Source organism: Halorubrum sp. SD612 (assembly GCF_002135005.1).
The window spans coordinates 1-16513 of record NZ_NEWI01000064.1; the positions used below are offsets into that span (position 1 = coordinate 1).

General features: G+C 69.6%; 17 protein-coding genes and 1 pseudogene. 7 read left to right on the top strand and 11 right to left on the bottom strand.

The window, feature by feature from the left end:
- Positions 1-278: 278 nt before the first annotated feature.
- From B9G38_RS18240 to B9G38_RS08880, 3 genes are all read right to left on the bottom strand, one after another.
- On the bottom strand, positions 279-434 hold the full coding sequence (locus B9G38_RS18240) for a hypothetical protein (RefSeq protein ID WP_176450687.1): 156 nt from the start codon (positions 432-434) through the stop codon (positions 279-281).
- Positions 435-531: 97 nt separating this feature from the next.
- Positions 532-1509 (bottom strand): aldo/keto reductase, encoded by a 978-nt coding sequence (locus B9G38_RS08875; protein WP_086220151.1) that lies wholly within the window; start codon positions 1507-1509, stop codon positions 532-534.
- Positions 1510-1580: 71 nt separating this feature from the next.
- Positions 1581-1778 (bottom strand): hypothetical protein, encoded by a 198-nt coding sequence (locus tag B9G38_RS08880; RefSeq protein ID WP_049930226.1) that lies wholly within the window; start codon positions 1776-1778, stop codon positions 1581-1583.
- A gap of 112 nt (positions 1779-1890) precedes the next feature.
- On the opposite strand from B9G38_RS08880, the gene B9G38_RS08885 reads away from it, so the two are divergent.
- Entirely contained in the window at positions 1891-3609 is a 1719-nt protein-coding gene (locus B9G38_RS08885) for a cryptochrome/photolyase family protein (RefSeq protein ID WP_086220152.1), read from the top strand.
- Between the two features lies 1 nt (position 3610).
- Here the strand turns inward: B9G38_RS08885 and B9G38_RS08890 are convergent, their stop codons facing one another.
- Together B9G38_RS08890 and B9G38_RS08895 are read right to left on the bottom strand one after the other, a co-directional pair.
- Positions 3611-3856, bottom strand: a complete 246-nt coding sequence (locus tag B9G38_RS08890) for a hypothetical protein (RefSeq protein WP_086216095.1) — start codon at positions 3854-3856, stop codon at positions 3611-3613.
- Between the two features lie 106 nt (positions 3857-3962).
- Positions 3963-4142: a hypothetical protein gene (locus B9G38_RS08895; protein WP_049930222.1), complete on the bottom strand. Its 180-nt coding sequence runs from the start codon at positions 4140-4142 to the stop codon at positions 3963-3965.
- A gap of 96 nt (positions 4143-4238) precedes the next feature.
- Here B9G38_RS08895 and eif1A point away from each other — a divergent pair, with 96 nt between their 5' ends.
- Both eif1A and B9G38_RS08905 read left to right on the top strand, forming a co-directional pair.
- Positions 4239-4529, top strand: a complete 291-nt coding sequence (eif1A, locus tag B9G38_RS08900; RefSeq protein ID WP_004597376.1) for a translation initiation factor eIF-1A — start codon at positions 4239-4241, stop codon at positions 4527-4529.
- 191 nt (positions 4530-4720) lie between these two features.
- Positions 4721-5620 (top strand): RimK family alpha-L-glutamate ligase, encoded by a 900-nt coding sequence (locus tag B9G38_RS08905; protein WP_086220153.1) that lies wholly within the window; start codon positions 4721-4723, stop codon positions 5618-5620.
- Between the two features lie 33 nt (positions 5621-5653).
- Here B9G38_RS08905 and B9G38_RS08910 read toward each other — a convergent pair whose 3' ends face one another.
- Positions 5654-6034 carry an Hsp20/alpha crystallin family protein gene (locus B9G38_RS08910; RefSeq protein WP_086220154.1) on the bottom strand — a complete coding sequence of 127 codons (381 nt, stop codon included), beginning with the start codon at positions 6032-6034 and terminating at the stop codon, positions 5654-5656.
- Between the two features lie 218 nt (positions 6035-6252).
- Between B9G38_RS08910 and gap the strand changes: the two genes are divergently transcribed.
- Together gap and B9G38_RS08920 are read left to right on the top strand one after the other, a co-directional pair.
- Entirely contained in the window at positions 6253-7305 is a 1053-nt protein-coding gene (gene gap / locus B9G38_RS08915; RefSeq protein WP_086220155.1) for a type I glyceraldehyde-3-phosphate dehydrogenase, read from the top strand.
- 132 nt (positions 7306-7437) lie between these two features.
- The gene (locus tag B9G38_RS08920; RefSeq protein ID WP_086220156.1) at positions 7438-8667 is read left to right on the top strand and encodes a phosphoglycerate kinase; all 1230 of its coding nucleotides are present in this window, start codon (positions 7438-7440) and stop codon (positions 8665-8667) included.
- Between the two features lie 85 nt (positions 8668-8752).
- On the opposite strand, the gene lrp is transcribed toward B9G38_RS08920, so the two are convergent.
- A complete protein-coding gene (lrp, locus tag B9G38_RS08925; RefSeq protein ID WP_008441157.1) occupies positions 8753-9211 on the bottom strand; it encodes an HTH-type transcriptional regulator Lrp in 459 nt (152 codons plus the stop codon).
- 126 nt (positions 9212-9337) lie between these two features.
- Between lrp and glnA the strand changes: the two genes are divergently transcribed.
- Complete coding sequence (gene glnA, locus B9G38_RS08930) at positions 9338-10702, top strand: type I glutamate--ammonia ligase (RefSeq protein WP_086216099.1); 1365 nt, start codon at positions 9338-9340, stop codon at positions 10700-10702.
- A gap of 62 nt (positions 10703-10764) precedes the next feature.
- On the opposite strand, the gene B9G38_RS08935 is transcribed toward glnA, so the two are convergent.
- The 3 genes from B9G38_RS08935 to B9G38_RS08945 form a co-directional block, all read right to left on the bottom strand.
- Positions 10765-11745, bottom strand: a complete 981-nt coding sequence (locus tag B9G38_RS08935) for a phosphatase PAP2 family protein (RefSeq protein ID WP_086220157.1) — start codon at positions 11743-11745, stop codon at positions 10765-10767.
- Positions 11746-11772: 27 nt separating this feature from the next.
- A complete protein-coding gene (locus B9G38_RS08940; RefSeq protein ID WP_086220158.1) occupies positions 11773-13086 on the bottom strand; it encodes a YihY/virulence factor BrkB family protein in 1314 nt (437 codons plus the stop codon).
- Positions 13087-13195: 109 nt separating this feature from the next.
- Positions 13196-14326, bottom strand: coding sequence for a tRNA (guanine(26)-N(2))-dimethyltransferase (locus tag B9G38_RS08945; protein ID WP_086220159.1), 1131 nt, complete (start codon positions 14324-14326; stop codon positions 13196-13198).
- 189 nt (positions 14327-14515) lie between these two features.
- On the opposite strand from B9G38_RS08945, the gene B9G38_RS08950 reads away from it, so the two are divergent.
- Complete coding sequence (locus B9G38_RS08950; protein ID WP_086220160.1) at positions 14516-15274, top strand: hypothetical protein; 759 nt, start codon at positions 14516-14518, stop codon at positions 15272-15274.
- Positions 15275-15785: 511 nt separating this feature from the next.
- On the opposite strand, the pseudogene B9G38_RS08955 reads toward B9G38_RS08950, so the two are convergent.
- Positions 15786-16513: pseudogene (locus tag B9G38_RS08955) on the bottom strand (preprotein translocase subunit SecY); the annotation flags it as partial.

Here is a 16513-nt window from a genome sequence, read left to right on the forward strand (position 1 = left end):
GAGCGACGGCGACGACGGCGAGGAGAAGTCGTTCCGCGAGCGCGTCGCTCCCGGATCTCCTCGACGCGCTCGCGGAACGACTTCTCCTCGCCGTCGTCGCCGTCGCTCTGTTCGCCGCCCTCGCCGTTCTCGGGGTCGGTGGCGTCGTCGTCTGCCATGCGCCACGGTTCGGCGGCGCCGCCGAAAAGGGTTGTCGTGGCGCCCGCGACGGTGTGTTTATAAATAGCCGGCGGGCGGCGGTGTCGGACCGGCGCTCCGCCGGCGGCCCCGAGCCGGCGTCAGGTCCGAATCAGCCGGTGGCAGTTCGGGCACTCCGCTGAGTCCGTGTCCCGGCCGGCCGCAGGCACGCGGTCGCCGCAGTTCGGACACCGGATCCGGGTGCGAGCGTACTCCGTCCTCGACCGGGTCGGGGTTCTGTCGGTGTCGTCGGCCATATGAGTGTGACATTCACTAGCATACAAATGACTTATCGACATATTCCTAAAACACGATTTAGGTCGCCGAGCGCGCAGCCGGAGTCGCGCTCCGCCGTCACTCGTGACCGGAGACGCGGACCGGCTCGTACGGCTCTTCGAGCCACTCCACGTCGGAATCGGAGAGGTTGACGTCGAGCGCCTCGACCGCGTCTTCGAGGTGTTCGACGCTCGTCGTGCCGACGATGGGCGTGTCGACCCACTCCTTGTGGAACAGCCACGCGAGCGCGATCTGCGCCATTTTCACGCTCTCCTCCGCGGCGAGCTCCTCGACTCGCTCGTTGACCGCCCGCCCGCCGCCCTCGCGGTAGGGGTGCGCGTAGAGGTGCTCCTCGGTCTCGCCGCGGAGGGTGGCGTCGACCTCCTCGTGCGGGCGCGTCAGGTAGCCGCGCGCGAGGGGGCTCCACGGCATCACGCCGATTCCCTCCTTCTCGCACAGCGGGAGCATCTCGCGCTCCTCCTCGCGGTAGGCGAGGTTGTAGTGGTTCTGCATCGTGGCGAACCGCTCGTACCCCTCGCGGTCGCTCGCGTGGAGCGCCTCGGCGAACTGGTGGGCCCACATCGAGGAGGCGCCGACGTGTCGCACGTCGCCCCGTCGCACCGCGTCGTCGAGCGCGGCGAGCGTCTCCTCGATCGGCGTGTCGTCGTCCCAGCGGTGGATCTGATAGAGGTCGACCGCCTCCATGCCGAGCCGGTCGAGGGAGTTCGACAGCTCCTGCTCGATGGCCTTCCGGGAGAGGCCGCCCGAGTTCGGGTTCGACTCGTCCATCTGGAAGTACCCCTTCGTGGCCACGACGAACTCCTCGCGGTCGTATTCGCCGAGGGCGTCACCGAGGACGCGCTCGCTCGCGCCGTTCGAGTACATGTTGGCGGTGTCGAAGAAGTTCACGCCGAGTTCGACGGCGCGGTCGACGAGCTCGCGGCCCGCCTCCTCGTCGAGCACCCACTCGCGCCAGTCCGGGTCGCCGAAGCTCATACAGCCGAGACAGATCTTCGAGACGGTGGTGCCGGTGGAGCCGAGCGTGGTGTACTCCATACGCGCACCAGTTCGAGGCGGAACAAAAAGCTACGCGCGGCGGCAGCGACGGGCTCGGCCCGAGGCGGGGATCAGAGGTCCCGGAACGACGCCGTGTACACGAGGAACGCCCCGGTGAGGATGACGAACGCGAGGAACGTCACGAGCGCGAGCACGTTCGCGACCGGCGAGAGCGGCGCGAGGAAGGACTGTCCGGTCGAGTCGAGCACCAGCACGGCGAGGAGGGCGGCGATGAGGCCGAGCAGCCAGTTCGTGAGGATCTCGTCCATGGCTCGCCCGACACGGGGGGCCGACAAAAGTCCGCGGATGACGCGTCGTTCCGGGAGGTCGCGGTCGAGCGACGCCGCCGGAGCTATGAGACTCGGGAGCGTTATTCGTCCCGTGAGCGACCGGACGACCTGCTGGCTGCTCGGTGACCAGCTCAACCCCGACCTCGACGCCCTCGACGCGGCCGACGAGGTCCTCCTGATCGAAGCGCACGGGTTCGCCGACCGGAAGCCGTACCACGCCCACAAGCTGACGCTCGTGTTCTCGGCGATGCGGCACTTCCGCGACGACCTCCGCGATCGCGGCCACGACGTGACGTACGTTCAGGCGGAGTCGTTCGGCGAGGGGCTCGACGAGTTCTTCGCTGGTCGGGCGGCCGAGGCGAACGACGGCGAGGACGACAACGGGCCGCGCCTGCGGCTCATGCGCCCCGCGAGCCACGGCGCCGGCGAGCGGCTCCGCGGGCTGGTCGCCGAGCGCGGCGGCACCCTCGAACTCGTCGACAACGAGCTGTTCTGGACGACGCCGGCGGACTGGCGCGAGTGGGCCGGCGACGAGGGGACCGAGATCGGCGCCGACGGGGCCGCGGAGCGCACCTACCGGCAGGAGCACTGGTACCGGCACGTCCGTCGCGAGACGGGCGTGCTGATGGACGACGGCGAGCCGGTCGGCGGGGAGTGGAACTACGACGACCTGAATCAGGAGACGCCGCCGGAGGACTGGGAACCGCCGGGGCGGCCGACGTTCGAGCCGGACGAGCTGACCCGCGAGACCCACGCGTGGGTGTGCGACCGGTTCGACACGTGGGGGAACGACGCGCTCGACGGGTTCGCGTGGCCGGTCACGCGGGCAGAGGCCCGCGAGGCGCTCGACCGGTTCGTCCGCGACGGGCTGCCCGCGTTCGGACGGTACGAGGACGCGATGGTCGGCGGCGAGCCGTTCCTCTCGCACTCGCTGCTGTCGCCGGCGATCAACCTCGGGCTGCTCGACCCGCGCGAGCCGGTGCGGGCGGTCGAGCGCGCCTACGAGGAGCGGGGGGTCGAGCCCGGCGCGTACGACCCAGACGACCACGGCGACGCGGGCGGGACGGCGACCTCGCTCAGCGAGTTCGGCGGGGACGCGGCGGACGGCGAGGACGGAGCGACCGGGGGCAGAGCGGCCGGGGGCAACGAGCCCGCCCCCCTCCCGCTCAACGCCGTAGAAGGGTTCGTGAGGCAGGTGATCGGCTGGCGGGAGTTCATGCGCCACGTCTACCGCGAGGCGATGCCGGAGCTCGCGGAGGCGAATCAGTTGGAACAGGACCGGGAGCTTCCCCCCGCCTACTGGGACGGCGAGACGGACATGCGGTGTCTCTCGGAGGCGGTCGGGCACGTCCGCGAGTTCGGCTACGCCCACCACATCGAGCGGCTGATGGTGCTGTCGAACTTCGCGCTCGTGTACGGCGCCGACCCCGCCGACGTGAACGAGTGGTTCCACCTCGGCTTCGTCGACGCCTACCACTGGGTGACGACGCCGAACGTCGTCGCGATGGGGTCGTTCGGCACGGACGTGCTCTCCTCGAAGCCGTACGCCTCCTCGGGGAGCTACGTCAACCGGATGAGCGACCACTGCGCCGACTGCCCGTACGCCGTCTCGCGGACCACGGGCGACGGGGCCTGCCCGTTCAACGCGCTCTACTGGGACTTCCTGAAGGAGAACGAGGAGACGCTCCGCGGCACCGGGCGAATGGGGCTGATGTACTCGCACGTCGACAAGAAGGACGACGAGGAGTGGGCGGCGATCCGCGAGCGCGCCGACCGAGTGCGCGAACTCGCCGCGGACGGGGACCTGTGAGTTACTCGCCGCTCGCGAGGCTGCGCAGCCGCGGGAGCGCCTGCTCGTAGCCGAGACCGACGAGGCCGACGTACAGCGCGATCAGTCCCATGCCGACGGCCCACGCGCCGAGGACGAGATCGCCGCCGGAGACGGCGGAGAGCCCGAACTGTTCGAGCACGACGCCGACCGCGGCGGCCGCGCCGGCGCCGACGGCAGCGGCGAGGAGTTCGACGAGTTCGACCGCGACGGCAGGTACTTCGACCATACCCGGTGAGGGACGGTCGGCGATTATGACTCTTTCGGGACCACGGTGAACGCCGCGTCGCGCGGACGGCCGCTCGTCCGGAGTCGGTCGGACCGCCGCCGAGGGTTCACTTCAGCCCGAACGATCGCATGGCGGTGTCGACGAGCCCCTTCGCGATCAGCGCGAGACCGGCGAGCACGACCATCAGGGCGCCGGCGACGACCGGATCGCGGAGGGTCAGGATACCGATACCGACGAGGACGACGAGGACGCCGGCGATGCCTTCGAGTCCGAGCGTGTCACGCATGTCGTCGCCTCGGCGGTCCCCGGAGGTAAAAGGGCCGTTTCGGTCCCGGCGGAGAGCGGCCCTTTTATTTCCGCGAGCGCGTATCACCGCGTACGCATGAGCAACGGAGACGGCGGCGGTCGGAACGACCTCCGGATGCCCGACGACGACGAGGTGTTCGCGGAGGTCGTCGAGATGCTCGGCGCGAACCGCGTCAAGGTGCGCTGCGCGGACGGGAAACAGCGGACCGCGCGCATCCCCGGCCGGATGCAAAAGCGCGTGTGGATCCGCGAAGACGACATCGTCCTCGTCGAGCCGTGGGACTGGCAGGACGAGAAGGCCGACATCTCGTGGCGCTACGAGAAGAGCGAGGCCGAACAGCTCCGCGAGGAAGGCCACCTCCAATAGGTCGCTTCGCGCGTATCGACGGGAGACCTCGCCGACACCTCGACCGCTTATTCGTACGTATCAGACTGCGAATCGACGGTGAACGCCTCCGAGTCCCCGGCCGCGAGGCACGCGCTACCGGCCGTCGGAACGCGTCGCTGCCGTCGTTCCGCTCGCGCCGTTTTTAAGTCCGAACGGCCCCCAACACGGTTATGCTCCGGCTCGCGATGACCACCGACGCGGAGACGTTCGAGCGCGTGCGCGGGCCCCTCGCGGACCGCGACATCGACGTCGGTCACGTCCGAGCGAAAGAGCGAGCGCTGCGCGTCTCGGGCGGCGCGGCGGCGCGAGACGGCGCGGACGACCCCGACGAGTTCGCCGACTTCGACGTCGGCCTCGTCTACCCCACCCGGCTCATGGAGGGCGCGGTCGTCGACGAGCGGCTGGGCGTGCCGTGGGTGAACGGCCGCGACGCGGTCGTGACTTCGCGCAACAAGGCCGGCGTGCTGGCGACGCTCTCCGCCGCCGGCCTCCCGACGCCGAAGACGACGCTCGTGTCGAACCCCGTCGACGAGTCGGTCGTCGTCGACGCCGCGAGCGAGTTCTCCTACCCGGTCGTCGTGAAGCCGAACTCCGCGACCCGCGGGGTGGGCGTCGCGACCGCGACCGACCTCGACTCGCTGCTGGGCGTCGTCGACTACCTGAACCTGATCCACGACTACCGCGCGACCGGCGACAAGTCGTTCCTGCTTCAGGAGTACCTTCCCGACGCGCGCGACTACCGCGCGATGGTCGTCGACGGCGCGTACGCCGGGGCGGTGGAACGCGAACTCGACGCCGACGCGCTCGCGGCCGGCCGGTGGAAACACAACGTCCACCGCGGTGCGACCGCTCGCGGCGTCGACCTCGATCCGCGAGCGCGCGACCTCGCGGAGCGCGCGGCCGCGGCGCTGGGAATCGACTACCTCGGCGTCGACCTGCTCGCGACCGACGACCGGCTCGTCGTCAACGAGACGAACGCGCGGCCGACGGTCGACGCCGCGACGAAGTACGAGGACGGCTTCTACGACCGGTTCGCGGCGCTCGTCCGGCGGACCGCCGAGGAGGAGTGAGGAGAGCGAGCGAGCCCCGGGAGGCGGGCCGGCTCAGACGAGGTCGATCGACGCGCTGTCCTCGTCGCGGTCGAACGAGACCTCGAGGACGCCGTTGTTGAACGTCGCGTCGGCGGAGTGCTCGTCGACGGGGGCGGGGAGGTCGACCGTCTCGTCGTACTCGCGCCGGTCGGTGACCGCGGAGATGGTGAGCGCGTCCCCGTCGCAGCGCAGCGAGAGGTCCTCCTTCGAGACGGCGGGGAGGTCGGCGATGAGACGCACCGACTCGTCCGTGGTGTACGCGTCGACGTGGGTGTCGGAGCCGAACCCCGCGTCGTCGGCCGACTGGGGGTCCCCGTTGGCCATCTCGTTCATCATCCGCTCGATCTCCTCGAAGAAGTCTCCGAACGGATCGTCGCGGTCGTCTCTGTCCATATCTCCCGTGAAGTCGGTGACCCCGATAAGCCTTCTGTCGGTCGCCGTTTCGGCCGCTATCCGCCGCGGGAAAGCAGCGATCCGGCGGACGACGAGCGGCCGCCGTCGCGGGCCCTCGGCCGCGAGACGCGACACCGGCCGTAACAAATTCCAACGATTATGACGGTCTCGCCGCGACTGGGCCGGATTTAAGTAGTTGCGGCTCGGCTTTTTCGAATATGAGTAAATCGAATCTGGCGGCCGGTGACGACGTGAGCGACGACGAGGTCGTGCGGGTGGGGCTCAACGGCTTCGGTCGCATCGGGCGCAACGTGTTCCGCGCGGTGATGGAGAGTCCCCGGATCGAGCTCGTCGGGATCAACGACGTGATGGACTTCGACGACATGGGGTACCTCGCGAAGTACGACACCGTCATGGGCCGGCTCGACGGCGTCGAGCGCGACGGCGACGAACTGACGGTCGGCGGCACCTCGGTCCCGCTGTTCAACGTTCAGGACCCCGCCGACCTCCCGTGGGACGACCTCGACGTCGACGTCGCCTTGGAGTGTACGGGGATCTTCCGCACCCGCGACGACGCGAGCGCGCACCTCGACGGCGGCGCGGACACCGTGATCATCTCGGCGCCCCCGAAGGGCGAGAAGCCGGTCAAACAGCTCGTCTACGGCGTCAACCACGACGAGTACGAGGGCGACGACGTGATCTCGAACGCCTCCTGTACGACGAACTCCATCACGCCGGTCGCGAAGGTGCTCGACGCGGAGTTCGGCATCGACGCCGGTACCCTCACCACCGTCCACGCCTACACGGGCTCGCAGAGCCTCATCGACGGCCCGATGAGCAAGCGTCGCCGCGGCCGCGCGGCTGCCGAGAACATCGTTCCCACCTCGACGGGCGCCGCGGGCGCGGCGCAGAAGGTCCTCCCGCAGCTGGAGGGGAAGATCGACGGCATGGCGATGCGCGTCCCGGTCCCGACCGGCTCCCTCACCGAGTTCGTCGTCAGCCTCGACGAGACCGTCACCGAGGAGGAGGTCAACGCCGCCTTCCGCGAAGCCGCCGACTCCGGTCCGCTCGCGGGCGTTCTCGGCTACACCGACGACGAGGTCGTCTCCTCCGACATCGTCGGCCTCCCGTTCTCCAGCTACGTCGACCTCCAGTCGACGAACGTCATCGCCGGCGGGAAGCTGCTGAAGATCCTCACCTGGTACGACAACGAGTACGGCTTCTCGAACCGGCTGCTCGACATGGCCGCGTACGTCCACGACGAGGCGTAGACGGCCGGTTCGTCTGGCGCGTCGCGACCGACGCGCTCGACACGCACCGCCCGTTCGACGGGACGGACCTTCGGACGGCAACGTTCCCCCGGAGCGCAACCGCTTAACGAGCTCATCGACGACTCCTCACCCATGCCCGCGTTCAACACCCTCGACGACCTCTCGGCAGACTCGCGCGTCCTCGTCCGACTGGACCTCAACTCGCCCATCGAGGACGGAACACCGCAGGACAACCGCCGCTTCGAGCGCCACGCGGAGACCGTCCGCGAGCTGGCCGAGGCGGGACACCGCGTCGTCCTGCTGGCCCATCAGGGCCGACCCGGTCGCGACGACTTCACGTCGCTCGGCGGCCACGCCGAGATCCTCGCCGACCGCGTCGGCCGCGACGTTGGGTTCGTGGCCGACACGTACGGCGACGAGGCGCTGGAGGCGATCGACGCGCTCGACGCGGGAGAGATCCTCCTGCTGGAGAACACGCGGATGTGCGACGACGAGCTTCCGGAGGCGTCGCCCGAAGAGAAGGCCGAGACGGAGTTCGTCCGGACGCTCGCGCCGCTGTTCGACGCGTACGTCAACGACGCCTACTCGGCGGCCCACCGGAAGCACGCCTCGCTCGTCGGCTTCCCGCTCGTCCTCCCCGCGTACGCGGGCCGCGTGATGGAGACGGAGTACGAGGCGAACACCGCGATCGCGACCCGCGAGTTCGACGGCCCGGTCACGATGGTCGTCGGGGGGACGAAGGCGACCGACGTGATCGGCGTGATGGACGCCCTCGACGACCGCGTCGACCGCTTCCTCCTCGGCGGCGTCGCCGGCGAGCTGTTCCTCCGCGCCGCGGGTCACCCCGTCGGCCGCGACGTGGGCGAGATGGACCTCTTCGACGAGCAGTGGGAGCGGAACCGCGAGCTGATCGAGTCGGTCCTCGACGAGCGCGGCGACGCGATCCGCCTCGCGAGCGACCTTGCGTACGAGGGTCCCGACGGCGAGCGCGCTGAGGTCCCCGTCGACGACATCGGCGAGAAGGAGACGGGGTACCTCGACGTAGGGGCGACGACGGTCGCCGACTACGAGCCGGCGATCCGCGAGTCCGACGCGGTCTTCGTGAAGGGCGCGCTCGGCGTCTTCGAGGACGAGCGGTTCGCCGACGGCACCGTGGGCGTCCTCGACGCCATCGCGGAGACGAACTGCTTCTCGGTCGTCGGCGGGGGCGACACCTCGCGGGCCATCGAGATGTACGGGCTGAGCGAGGCGGACTTCTCGCACGTCTCCATCGCGGGCGGCGCGTACATCCGCGCGCTGACGGGCGAGCCGCTCCCGGCGGTGGAGACGCTGGAGGCGGCGGCGGAGCGGCGGAGAGACTGAGCCGGCAGCGGGCAGCGCGGGGACGGCTCGCGCCGGTACGAAGAGGGCTCTCGGCGGCGCGGAGAGGGCCCCGGCGGCGGCCGAACTACTCCTTGACGTCGAGGTCGAACTGCTCGTTCTCCGTGACCGCGTTGAGGACGACGCTCGTGTTCGACTCCCGGATGTCCGCGTCCGTGAGGATCGACTTGATCTGGTCGTTCATCCCGTCCGTGTCGGTAAACTTCCCGATGGCGATCACGTCGTAATCCCCGGTGACCTCGTAGACGCTCACCATCTGTTTCTCCTGCCGCAGCTTCTCGGTCACGTCCGGTAGCGCGCTCCCTTCGACCTTGAGCTGGAGCACGGCGGTCACGTCGTAGCCGAGCTTGTCGTAGTCGACGACGGGCGTGTACCCCCGAATGACGCCTTCCTCTTCGAGGTCGCGCAGGTGGTTCGAAACGGTCGTCACCGATACGTCGAGCTCGTCGCCCAAGCTCCGGAGACTCGCGCGGCCGTTGCTGAGCAGCGAGTTGATGAGCTTCGCGTCGAGGTTTTCGTACGTCATCACACCTAACCACGCTTTCGGGGGTTTAGAATTTTACGAACGTCCAGCAGTTTTGCCTGTCCGGCGGTTCATGCGCCAAGCGATAAGGCCTTTATACTGGCAGATAACGAATCAAACGTCCAGAACATGACGGACGAACACGCGAAACCGGACGGCGGCCTCACGGCCGAGGAACAGGCGGTACTCGACGAGATCGAGGAGCAGAACGTCGATTTCCTGCGGCTTCAGTTCACTGACATCCTCGGCGTCGTGAAGAACGTCTCCGTCCCCGCCCACCAGGCGGAGAAGGCGTTCACCGAAGGCATCTACTTCGACGGCTCCTCAATCGAGGGGTTCGTGCGCATCCAGGAGTCGGACATGCGGCTCGTCCCCGACCCCGACACGTTCGCGGTGCTCCCGTGGCGCAACGACGGCGACTCGGGCGCGGCGCGGCTCATCTGTGACATCGTCGACACCGACGGCGAGCCGTTCGTCGGCGGGCCGCGGCAGGTCCTGAAGTCGGTCCTCGCCGAGGCCGAGGAGATGGGCTACTCCGTCTCGATCGGGCCGGAGCCGGAGTTCTTCCTGTTCGAGAAGGACGACGACGGCAACGCGACGACCATCCCGCACGACAACGGCGGCTACTTCGATCTCGCCCCGAAGGACCTCGCGTCCGACGTGCGCAAGGAGATCATCTTCACCTTAGAGGAGATGGGCTTCGAGATCGAGGCCTCCCACCACGAGGTCGCGGAGGGCCAACACGAGATCAACTTCAAGTACGCCGACGCGCTCACGACCGCGGACAACATCGCGACGTTCCGCGCCGTCGTTCGCGCGGTCGCCGAGCAGCACGACCTCCACGCGACGTTCATGCCCAAGCCCATCGCCGACATCAACGGCTCGGGCATGCACAGCCACATCTCGCTGTTCGACGAGGACGGCAACGCCTTCGCCGACGACTCCGACGAGTTCAACCTGAGCGAGACGGCCTACCAGTTCATGGGCGGCATCCTGAACCACGCCCCCGCGTTCACGGCGGTCACGAACCCGACCGTGAACTCCTACAAGCGGCTGGTGCCCGGCTACGAGGCCCCGATCTACGTCGCGTGGTCCGACACGAACCGCTCGGCGCTCGTCCGCGTCCCGGACGCCGCGGGCGTCTCCGCGCGCTTCGAGGTCCGCAGCCCCGACCCGTCCTGTAACCCCTACCTCGGCATGGCGTCGCTCATCGCCGCCGGCCTCGACGGGATCAAGACCGGCGCCGACCCGGGCGACCCGGTCCGCGAGGACATCTACGAGTTCGACGACGCGAAGCGCGAGGAGTACGGCATCGAGACGCTGCCCCCGAACCTCGGCGCCGCGGTCGAGGAGCTGGAGACCGACGAGGTGCTCCAGGAGGCGCTCGGCCCGCACACCTCCGAGAAGTTCGCCGAGGCGAAGTCTCAGGAGTTCAGCGAGTACCTCACCCAGGTGTCGCAGTGGGAGGAGGACCGCTACCTGGAGACGTTCTGAGCCCGGTCCGAGTCGAGTAGCCCCCGACCGCGGTCCGCGACGGGACTTTTTCCGACGCCGCGTCACTCGGCGAGCGACCGCTCGATCCGCCCGGACAGCGCCGGGAGCGCGACGACGGCGACCACGGCGGCGGTCGTCGCGACCAGCGTCACCGGCAGCGTCCCCGCGAGGGCGTACGCGCCGACCCAGAGGCCGCCGGTGACCGCGAGCGCGGGGACGGCGACGCGGGGCGGGACCGACGGCTCCTCGCCGTCGACGAACCGCCAGCCGATCGCGCCCCCGGCACCGGTGGCGATCCCGATCCCTGCCTCGACGACTTCCCCCGTGTGCCCGCCGGCGACGGCGACGGCCAGCGCGCCCGCGGAGACGACCGCCGCGAGGGCGAACGCCGGTGCGGGGTTCAGATCGGCGGTCGGTCCGGCCGCCGCGTCCGTGCCGGGCGAGCCGCGGACCCGCGGGTCGCCGGCGAGCCGCAGGGCAACGGCGACGGTCCCCGCGCCGACGAGCAGGCCGGCGAGCACGTCGACGAGGTAGTGGACTTCGATGACGACCCGCGAGGCCGCGACGGCGACGGCGACCGCCCCGGCCGCGAGGTAGCGAGCGCGGTCGGTCCAGAGCCGGTCGTACAGCAGCGCCAGCGCGAGGTACGCGGCCGCGCCGCCGGTGGCGTGGCCGCTCGGGAACCCGAACCCGTCCGAGAGCACCTGCGCCTCGTACCAGCCGGACAGCAGCGCGGGGAGCCACGTCGGCACGTCGGCCGGGGGCATCGCGCCCGGCGGGCGGGGGACCGCGAACCACGCCTTGCCGAGCGCGGTCGCGGCGTACGCGCAGGTGACGGCCGCGATCGCCGTCGCGCCGGCGCGGCGCGGCGACCCCGCCGCCCCCTCGCTCGCGAACCAGTAGCCGACCGCGAGCAGCGCGAAGAGGAACCACGGGTCCGCGAGGTGAGTGACGGCCGCGAAGGCGACGGTGACCGCCTCGGGAAGCCCCTCGGCGAGCGCGGTGCCGCCGACGCCCCGGTCCGCGGAGACCAGATCGGTCACGCGTCGGTCACCCGCTCGACGGTCCGATCAGTCATCGCCGCGGCGCCGGGCGTAGTCGATCGCCTTGCCGGGCGTCTCGATCAGGTTGAGCCCGATGCCGACGACGACGAAGATCGTGTACAGGCCGAGCGTCGACAGCCCGAGGACGACGATGGCGCCGACCGCGTAGATCCCCTGAAGCGAGGTCAGCGCGGCGAGCGTCAGCACCGTCCCGTACAGCAACACGAGGTACGGGCCCCACCCGCGCGCGTGTCCGCGCCGCATCCGGGAGCGGACGTAGCGCTTCAGCTCCGACTCGACCTCCGGTTTGTCGACCGTGCGGCGTTCCACGTCGTCTTCGAACTCGTCGAGCTGCGACCGCAGCTCTCGGACCTCCGCTTCGAGGGCGGCGACGTCCGGCGCGCCGCGCGGCCGTTCGCCGTCGTCCCCCTCGGGATCCGACTCGCCGTTCATACCCGTGGGTCGGCCGCGGTCGTGTTGTAACTGCCGGTCCGCGGCGTGGTCGGGCGGGGCGGCGGGCCCGGCGTCGCGCTCGCCTCGGGAACTTCCGCCGGTCTCGCTCCGTCCCGCGAGCACCACGTTGACGGCGCCGCCGAGGACGACGACGGCGGCGGCGAGGTACAGCCACGTGACCAGGAGGAGGACCCCGCCGATGACGCCGTACACCTCGTACTGCGCGGCGCCCGCGGCGTACACCTGAAACCCGGCCTGAAGCAGCGTCCAGCAGACCGCCGCGAACGCCGCGCCCGGCAGCGCCTCGCGGACGGCGATCGCCGGCTGCGGCAGGAGGTAGTACATCGGGAGGAACACGACCGCGAGGAGAGCGGGCAGGGCGAGGACGCTCGCCGCCTCGATCAGGGGAAGCGCGTCCGCGGCCGCGACGAACGCGCCCACGGCGACCATCACGCCGAGGCCGACGCCGACGCCGACGACGACCGAGGCGGCGTCGGCGATCGGCTTGAGGAGGCCGGGCGTCTCCTCGCCGCCGTACAGCGAGACGAACGCCGTGTCGAGCCCGCGGAACACCTTCAGCGTCGACCAGATCAGCAGCCCGACCCCGAGCAGGCTCGCGCCGGTCCGCCCGCCGGCCGAGGAGACGGCCCCGACGACCGCCTCCTCGCCGGCCGGCGTGAGGAACTCGCCCGTGGACGCCACCAGCTCGGCGGCGATGGTCTCGCCGAAGACGGCGGTGGCGACGACGACCAGCAGCAGGAGCGCGGGGACGAGCGAGACGAACGCGTAGTAGGCGATGGCGGCCGCGAGGAACGTCACCTGCCTGTCGACCGCGAGGTCGGCGACGCGCCGAACCGTGCCGAACGCGGTGCGCGAGTGTCGAGACACGTCACGCGTTTCGACCGACCGCGACAAAAGCGAGAGGGTGCCGGGCGCGGCGCGGGCGGGCGCTCGTGGGGTGGAATTCGCGGCGGGAGCGAACGCGGCCGCGGCCCCGTCAGTCCGCGTCGTCGCCGAGGACCGCCTCGCGCATCTCGGGGATCGACGCCGTGCTCTTCACCGCCGTGCCACGGTAGTGCGCGCGGCTCGCCTCGTGGCCGGCCCCGCGGACGCGCTCGACGAACTCGTCCATCCCGATCGCGGGCTCACCCCACTCCTTGTACAGCCGGTGCTGGTCGTAGTGCGTGGGGGTGTCGAGTTCGCGAGCGACCGTCCCGAGCAGCTTGCGCGCACGCTTCGCCTCGCCCATGTCGTCCGTCACCTCGCGGCGGACGGCGCGCGCGAAGTCGGCGTCCGCGACCGGGCCGAGCCAGATCGGACCGGCCGTGAGGACGCGGTCGCTCCCGCACTCCGGGCAGGCGTCGACCGGGTCGGCGACGTGCCCCGGCGTCGCCGAGCGCCAGAGGCAGTCCTCGCAGTGGTCGACGTACCCCACGCCGTCGAGGCAGTCGTCGGCCGCGCGGGCGCCCGACTCCAGTTCGAGGTAGGTCCGCGCGTAGTGACGGGAGACGTGCGAGAGGATCGGCGTCGCCGCCTTGTCGTAGCGCGCGGCGGTCCGCACCAAGGCGGATATCAGCGTTCGGAGCCCCATCTCGGGGTGATAGTCGGTGTTGCGCGGGACCGCGCCGTACTTCCGGATCCCGCTGTTGAGGTGGGCGCCGCACAGCGGCGCAGTGTCGGTGGCGGTGACGCAGACCAGGTTGCGCCCGTTCGCGAACGCGGCGTCCGCGAAGGGGATCGGTGTGCCGTACGGGTCCAGATCGACGACGTCGAACGGCCCCTCGTCGTACAGGAGGGCGTTGACGTCGCGGTGGACCGCCTCGCCGTCGAGGCCGTTGGCGTCGAGGTTCGTGGCGGCGAGCTCGACCGCGTCCGCGTCGACGTCGGCGCAGGTGACCCGATACCCCTCCGCGGCGGCGCGGACCCCCCTGACCCCGGAGGCGGCCATCGCGTCGAGGTACGAGGCGACGCGCGGTTCGCGGTCGCGGTAGGCGCGCAGCGTCGCGACCGTCACGTCGCGGTTCAGCTCCTGCGTCGGGTTGAAGAAGACGCCGCCGCCGGTGCCCTTGCTGGCGCCGTCGCGAGCCTCCGGGACGGAGACGGTGAGTCCGCCCTCTTCGATGTCCATACGCTCGATTCGACCATCCGGCCTAAAAGGGTCGCGCTCCGGGGCCGGGGGTGCGCTCCGGATCTCCGGGCGCGGGGCGCGGACGCCCAACGAGGGAGGCTTTTACGCCGCGGGCTCGCAAGGTAACCGTATGAACGGATATCCCACGCGGCGGGCGAGCGCGGTCGACGAGGAGACGGAGGGCCGGGAATGGTAAGCCCGGCGCGGGTAGACGCGGCGACCGACATCGCGTACGGCGCGCTGATCGTCCTGTCGATCGTGTTGATCGCGACGACGCAGGTGAACAACGTCGCGATCGCGTTCGGGATCGGGGTGTTCGCGTCGTACGTGATCCACGTCGTGTGGAAGATGGCCCGCTTCGATCCGGACTGGATGACGCGCGAGGTCGCCGACCAGGTCGGGAAACAGGTCGAAGAGAGCGTCGGCGAGACCGTCGACAAGGAGGTCGAGAAGACCGTCGGTGAGACGGTCAACAAGGAGGTCGAGAAGACCGTCGGCGAAACGGTGAGCAAGGAGGTCGAGAAGACCGTCGAGGAGACGGTCGGCGAGAAGGTGGAGGAGACCGTGAGCAAGGAGGTCGAGAAGAGCGTCGGCGAGACCGTCAACAAGGAGGTCGGCGAGGTCGCCGACGACGTCAGCGACACGGTCAGCGAGGAGGTCTCGGGCAAGGTCGAAGAGACCGTGGGCGAGACGGTAGAGAAGACCGTCGAGGAGACCGTCGGCGAGAAAGTCGAAGAGACGGTAGAGAAGACCGTCGAGGAGACCGTCGGCGAGAAAGTCGAAGAGACGGTGGAGAAAACCGTCGAAGAAACCGTCGGCGAGAAGGTCGAAGAGACGGTGGAGAAAACCGTCAAAGAAAAGGTCGAAGAAGCTGCCGAGGAGATGAGCGACGACGAAGAGGACGCGGCGGACGAAGCCGCTGCGAGCGATCGGTCCGACGCCGTATAGCCGGGGCGACCGCGGTCGGCGGCCTCGGTGGTATCGAGCCGAGCGGTGCGTCTCCGAGCGAAAGGCGACCAGCCGGAACAACCCGATCTGGTCACGCCTCGGAAGTCGCGGGCGATAGCGGCCGAACCCGACCGGTCGCTCCCCTAACGCCGAGTTCTCGATCCGTTGTCGACGCGAAGCGTCAGGAACCGACTCGGCGCGATACTGTGTCGTTTGAATTTACACCGACGGAATCGACAGCTGGCGATGTACCGGAGGTACCAGTACGTCGTCGTGGCTCGGTGAACGTTGAGCCGGCCGTTGTATCCGCATCCGCGCGGGGGGCGTCCGCTTCCGTCTGTTCGACCGGTGTTTCGATAGATTCCGGTTAATCGTCGGCGATCGCCTCGGTCTCGTCGAGTTGCTCGAAGAAGCCGTCCGAGTCGGTCACTTCGACTCCCCCCGGTAGGAGACTGCTGAGTACGACGCAGTCGCTCAGGGTCGAAGAAGAACGGAAAGGAGTGGATGTTCGCTACTCGTTGCCGAACATCTGGCGCATCATCGGGTGCATCTCCATGAGCTGCTCTTCGGCGATCTCCTCGTACAGCTTGTACGTGATAGAGACCGCAAGCAGTAGCCCGGTGCCGGAGACCTGCCCGATGGTGCCGAGCAGGTTCGCCATCACGGCGAGCAGCCCGACGAGGGCGCCGCCGATGACGGTCACCTGCGGGATGTACCGCTCCATGACCTTCTCGACGACCTGCGGGTTCCGGCGGAACCCGGGGATCTGCATCCCGGAGTTCTGGATCTGTTTCGCGGTCGCCTCCGGCCCCATGCCGGTAGTCTCGACCCAGAAGATCGCGAAGATAGCGCCGCCGACGATCATGAACGCGAGGTCGATTGCGAGCCGGATCGCGATCATCCACGGCTCGACGGACGCCGGTATCTCACCGAGGAACCACATCCACTGCCCCCGGCTCTGAATCGGGTTCAGGTAGTAGAACAACCCGCCGATGGGCTGCCCCTGCTCGCTGTAGGTCCCGAGTATCGCCGGCATCCCCGCCCACTGCGAGGAGAGGATCTGGCCGAGGAACTGGATGTTCGCCTGTAGCGCGCGAACGAGGATCATTGGGAGGACGGACGCGTAGATGAGCTTCACCGGGAAGCGTCCGCGGGCGCCCTTCACGCGGGCGTGCGACAGCGGGATCTCGACGCGGACCGACTCCGCGTACACGACGATCCCGAAGATGAACACCGTGG

What these genes read in the sequence shown, in the direction of transcription:
- B9G38_RS08890 (WP_086216095.1), bottom strand. Translation starts at nt 3,856, where the DNA reads ATGGTCGAAGTACCTGCCGTCGCGGTCGAACTCGTCGAACTCCTCGCC.
- B9G38_RS08920 (WP_086220156.1), top strand. Translation starts at nt 7,438, where the DNA reads ATGCCCGCGTTCAACACCCTCGACGACCTCTCGGCAGACTCGCGCGTC.
- B9G38_RS18240 (WP_176450687.1), bottom strand. Translation starts at nt 434, where the DNA reads ATGGCCGACGACACCGACAGAACCCCGACCCGGTCGAGGACGGAGTAC.
- B9G38_RS08875 (WP_086220151.1), bottom strand. Translation starts at nt 1,509, where the DNA reads ATGGAGTACACCACGCTCGGCTCCACCGGCACCACCGTCTCGAAGATC.
- B9G38_RS08880 (WP_049930226.1), bottom strand. Translation starts at nt 1,778, where the DNA reads ATGGACGAGATCCTCACGAACTGGCTGCTCGGCCTCATCGCCGCCCTC.
- B9G38_RS08950 (WP_086220160.1), top strand. Translation starts at nt 14,516, where the DNA reads ATGGTAAGCCCGGCGCGGGTAGACGCGGCGACCGACATCGCGTACGGC.
- glnA (WP_086216099.1), top strand. Translation starts at nt 9,338, where the DNA reads ATGACGGACGAACACGCGAAACCGGACGGCGGCCTCACGGCCGAGGAA.
- B9G38_RS08945 (WP_086220159.1), bottom strand. Translation starts at nt 14,326, where the DNA reads ATGGACATCGAAGAGGGCGGACTCACCGTCTCCGTCCCGGAGGCTCGC.
- eif1A (WP_004597376.1), top strand. Translation starts at nt 4,239, where the DNA reads ATGAGCAACGGAGACGGCGGCGGTCGGAACGACCTCCGGATGCCCGAC.
- B9G38_RS08905 (WP_086220153.1), top strand. Translation starts at nt 4,721, where the DNA reads ATGCTCCGGCTCGCGATGACCACCGACGCGGAGACGTTCGAGCGCGTG.
- B9G38_RS08910 (WP_086220154.1), bottom strand. Translation starts at nt 6,034, where the DNA reads ATGGACAGAGACGACCGCGACGATCCGTTCGGAGACTTCTTCGAGGAG.
- B9G38_RS08895 (WP_049930222.1), bottom strand. Translation starts at nt 4,142, where the DNA reads ATGCGTGACACGCTCGGACTCGAAGGCATCGCCGGCGTCCTCGTCGTC.
- gap (WP_086220155.1), top strand. Translation starts at nt 6,253, where the DNA reads ATGAGTAAATCGAATCTGGCGGCCGGTGACGACGTGAGCGACGACGAG.
- lrp (WP_008441157.1), bottom strand. Translation starts at nt 9,211, where the DNA reads ATGACGTACGAAAACCTCGACGCGAAGCTCATCAACTCGCTGCTCAGC.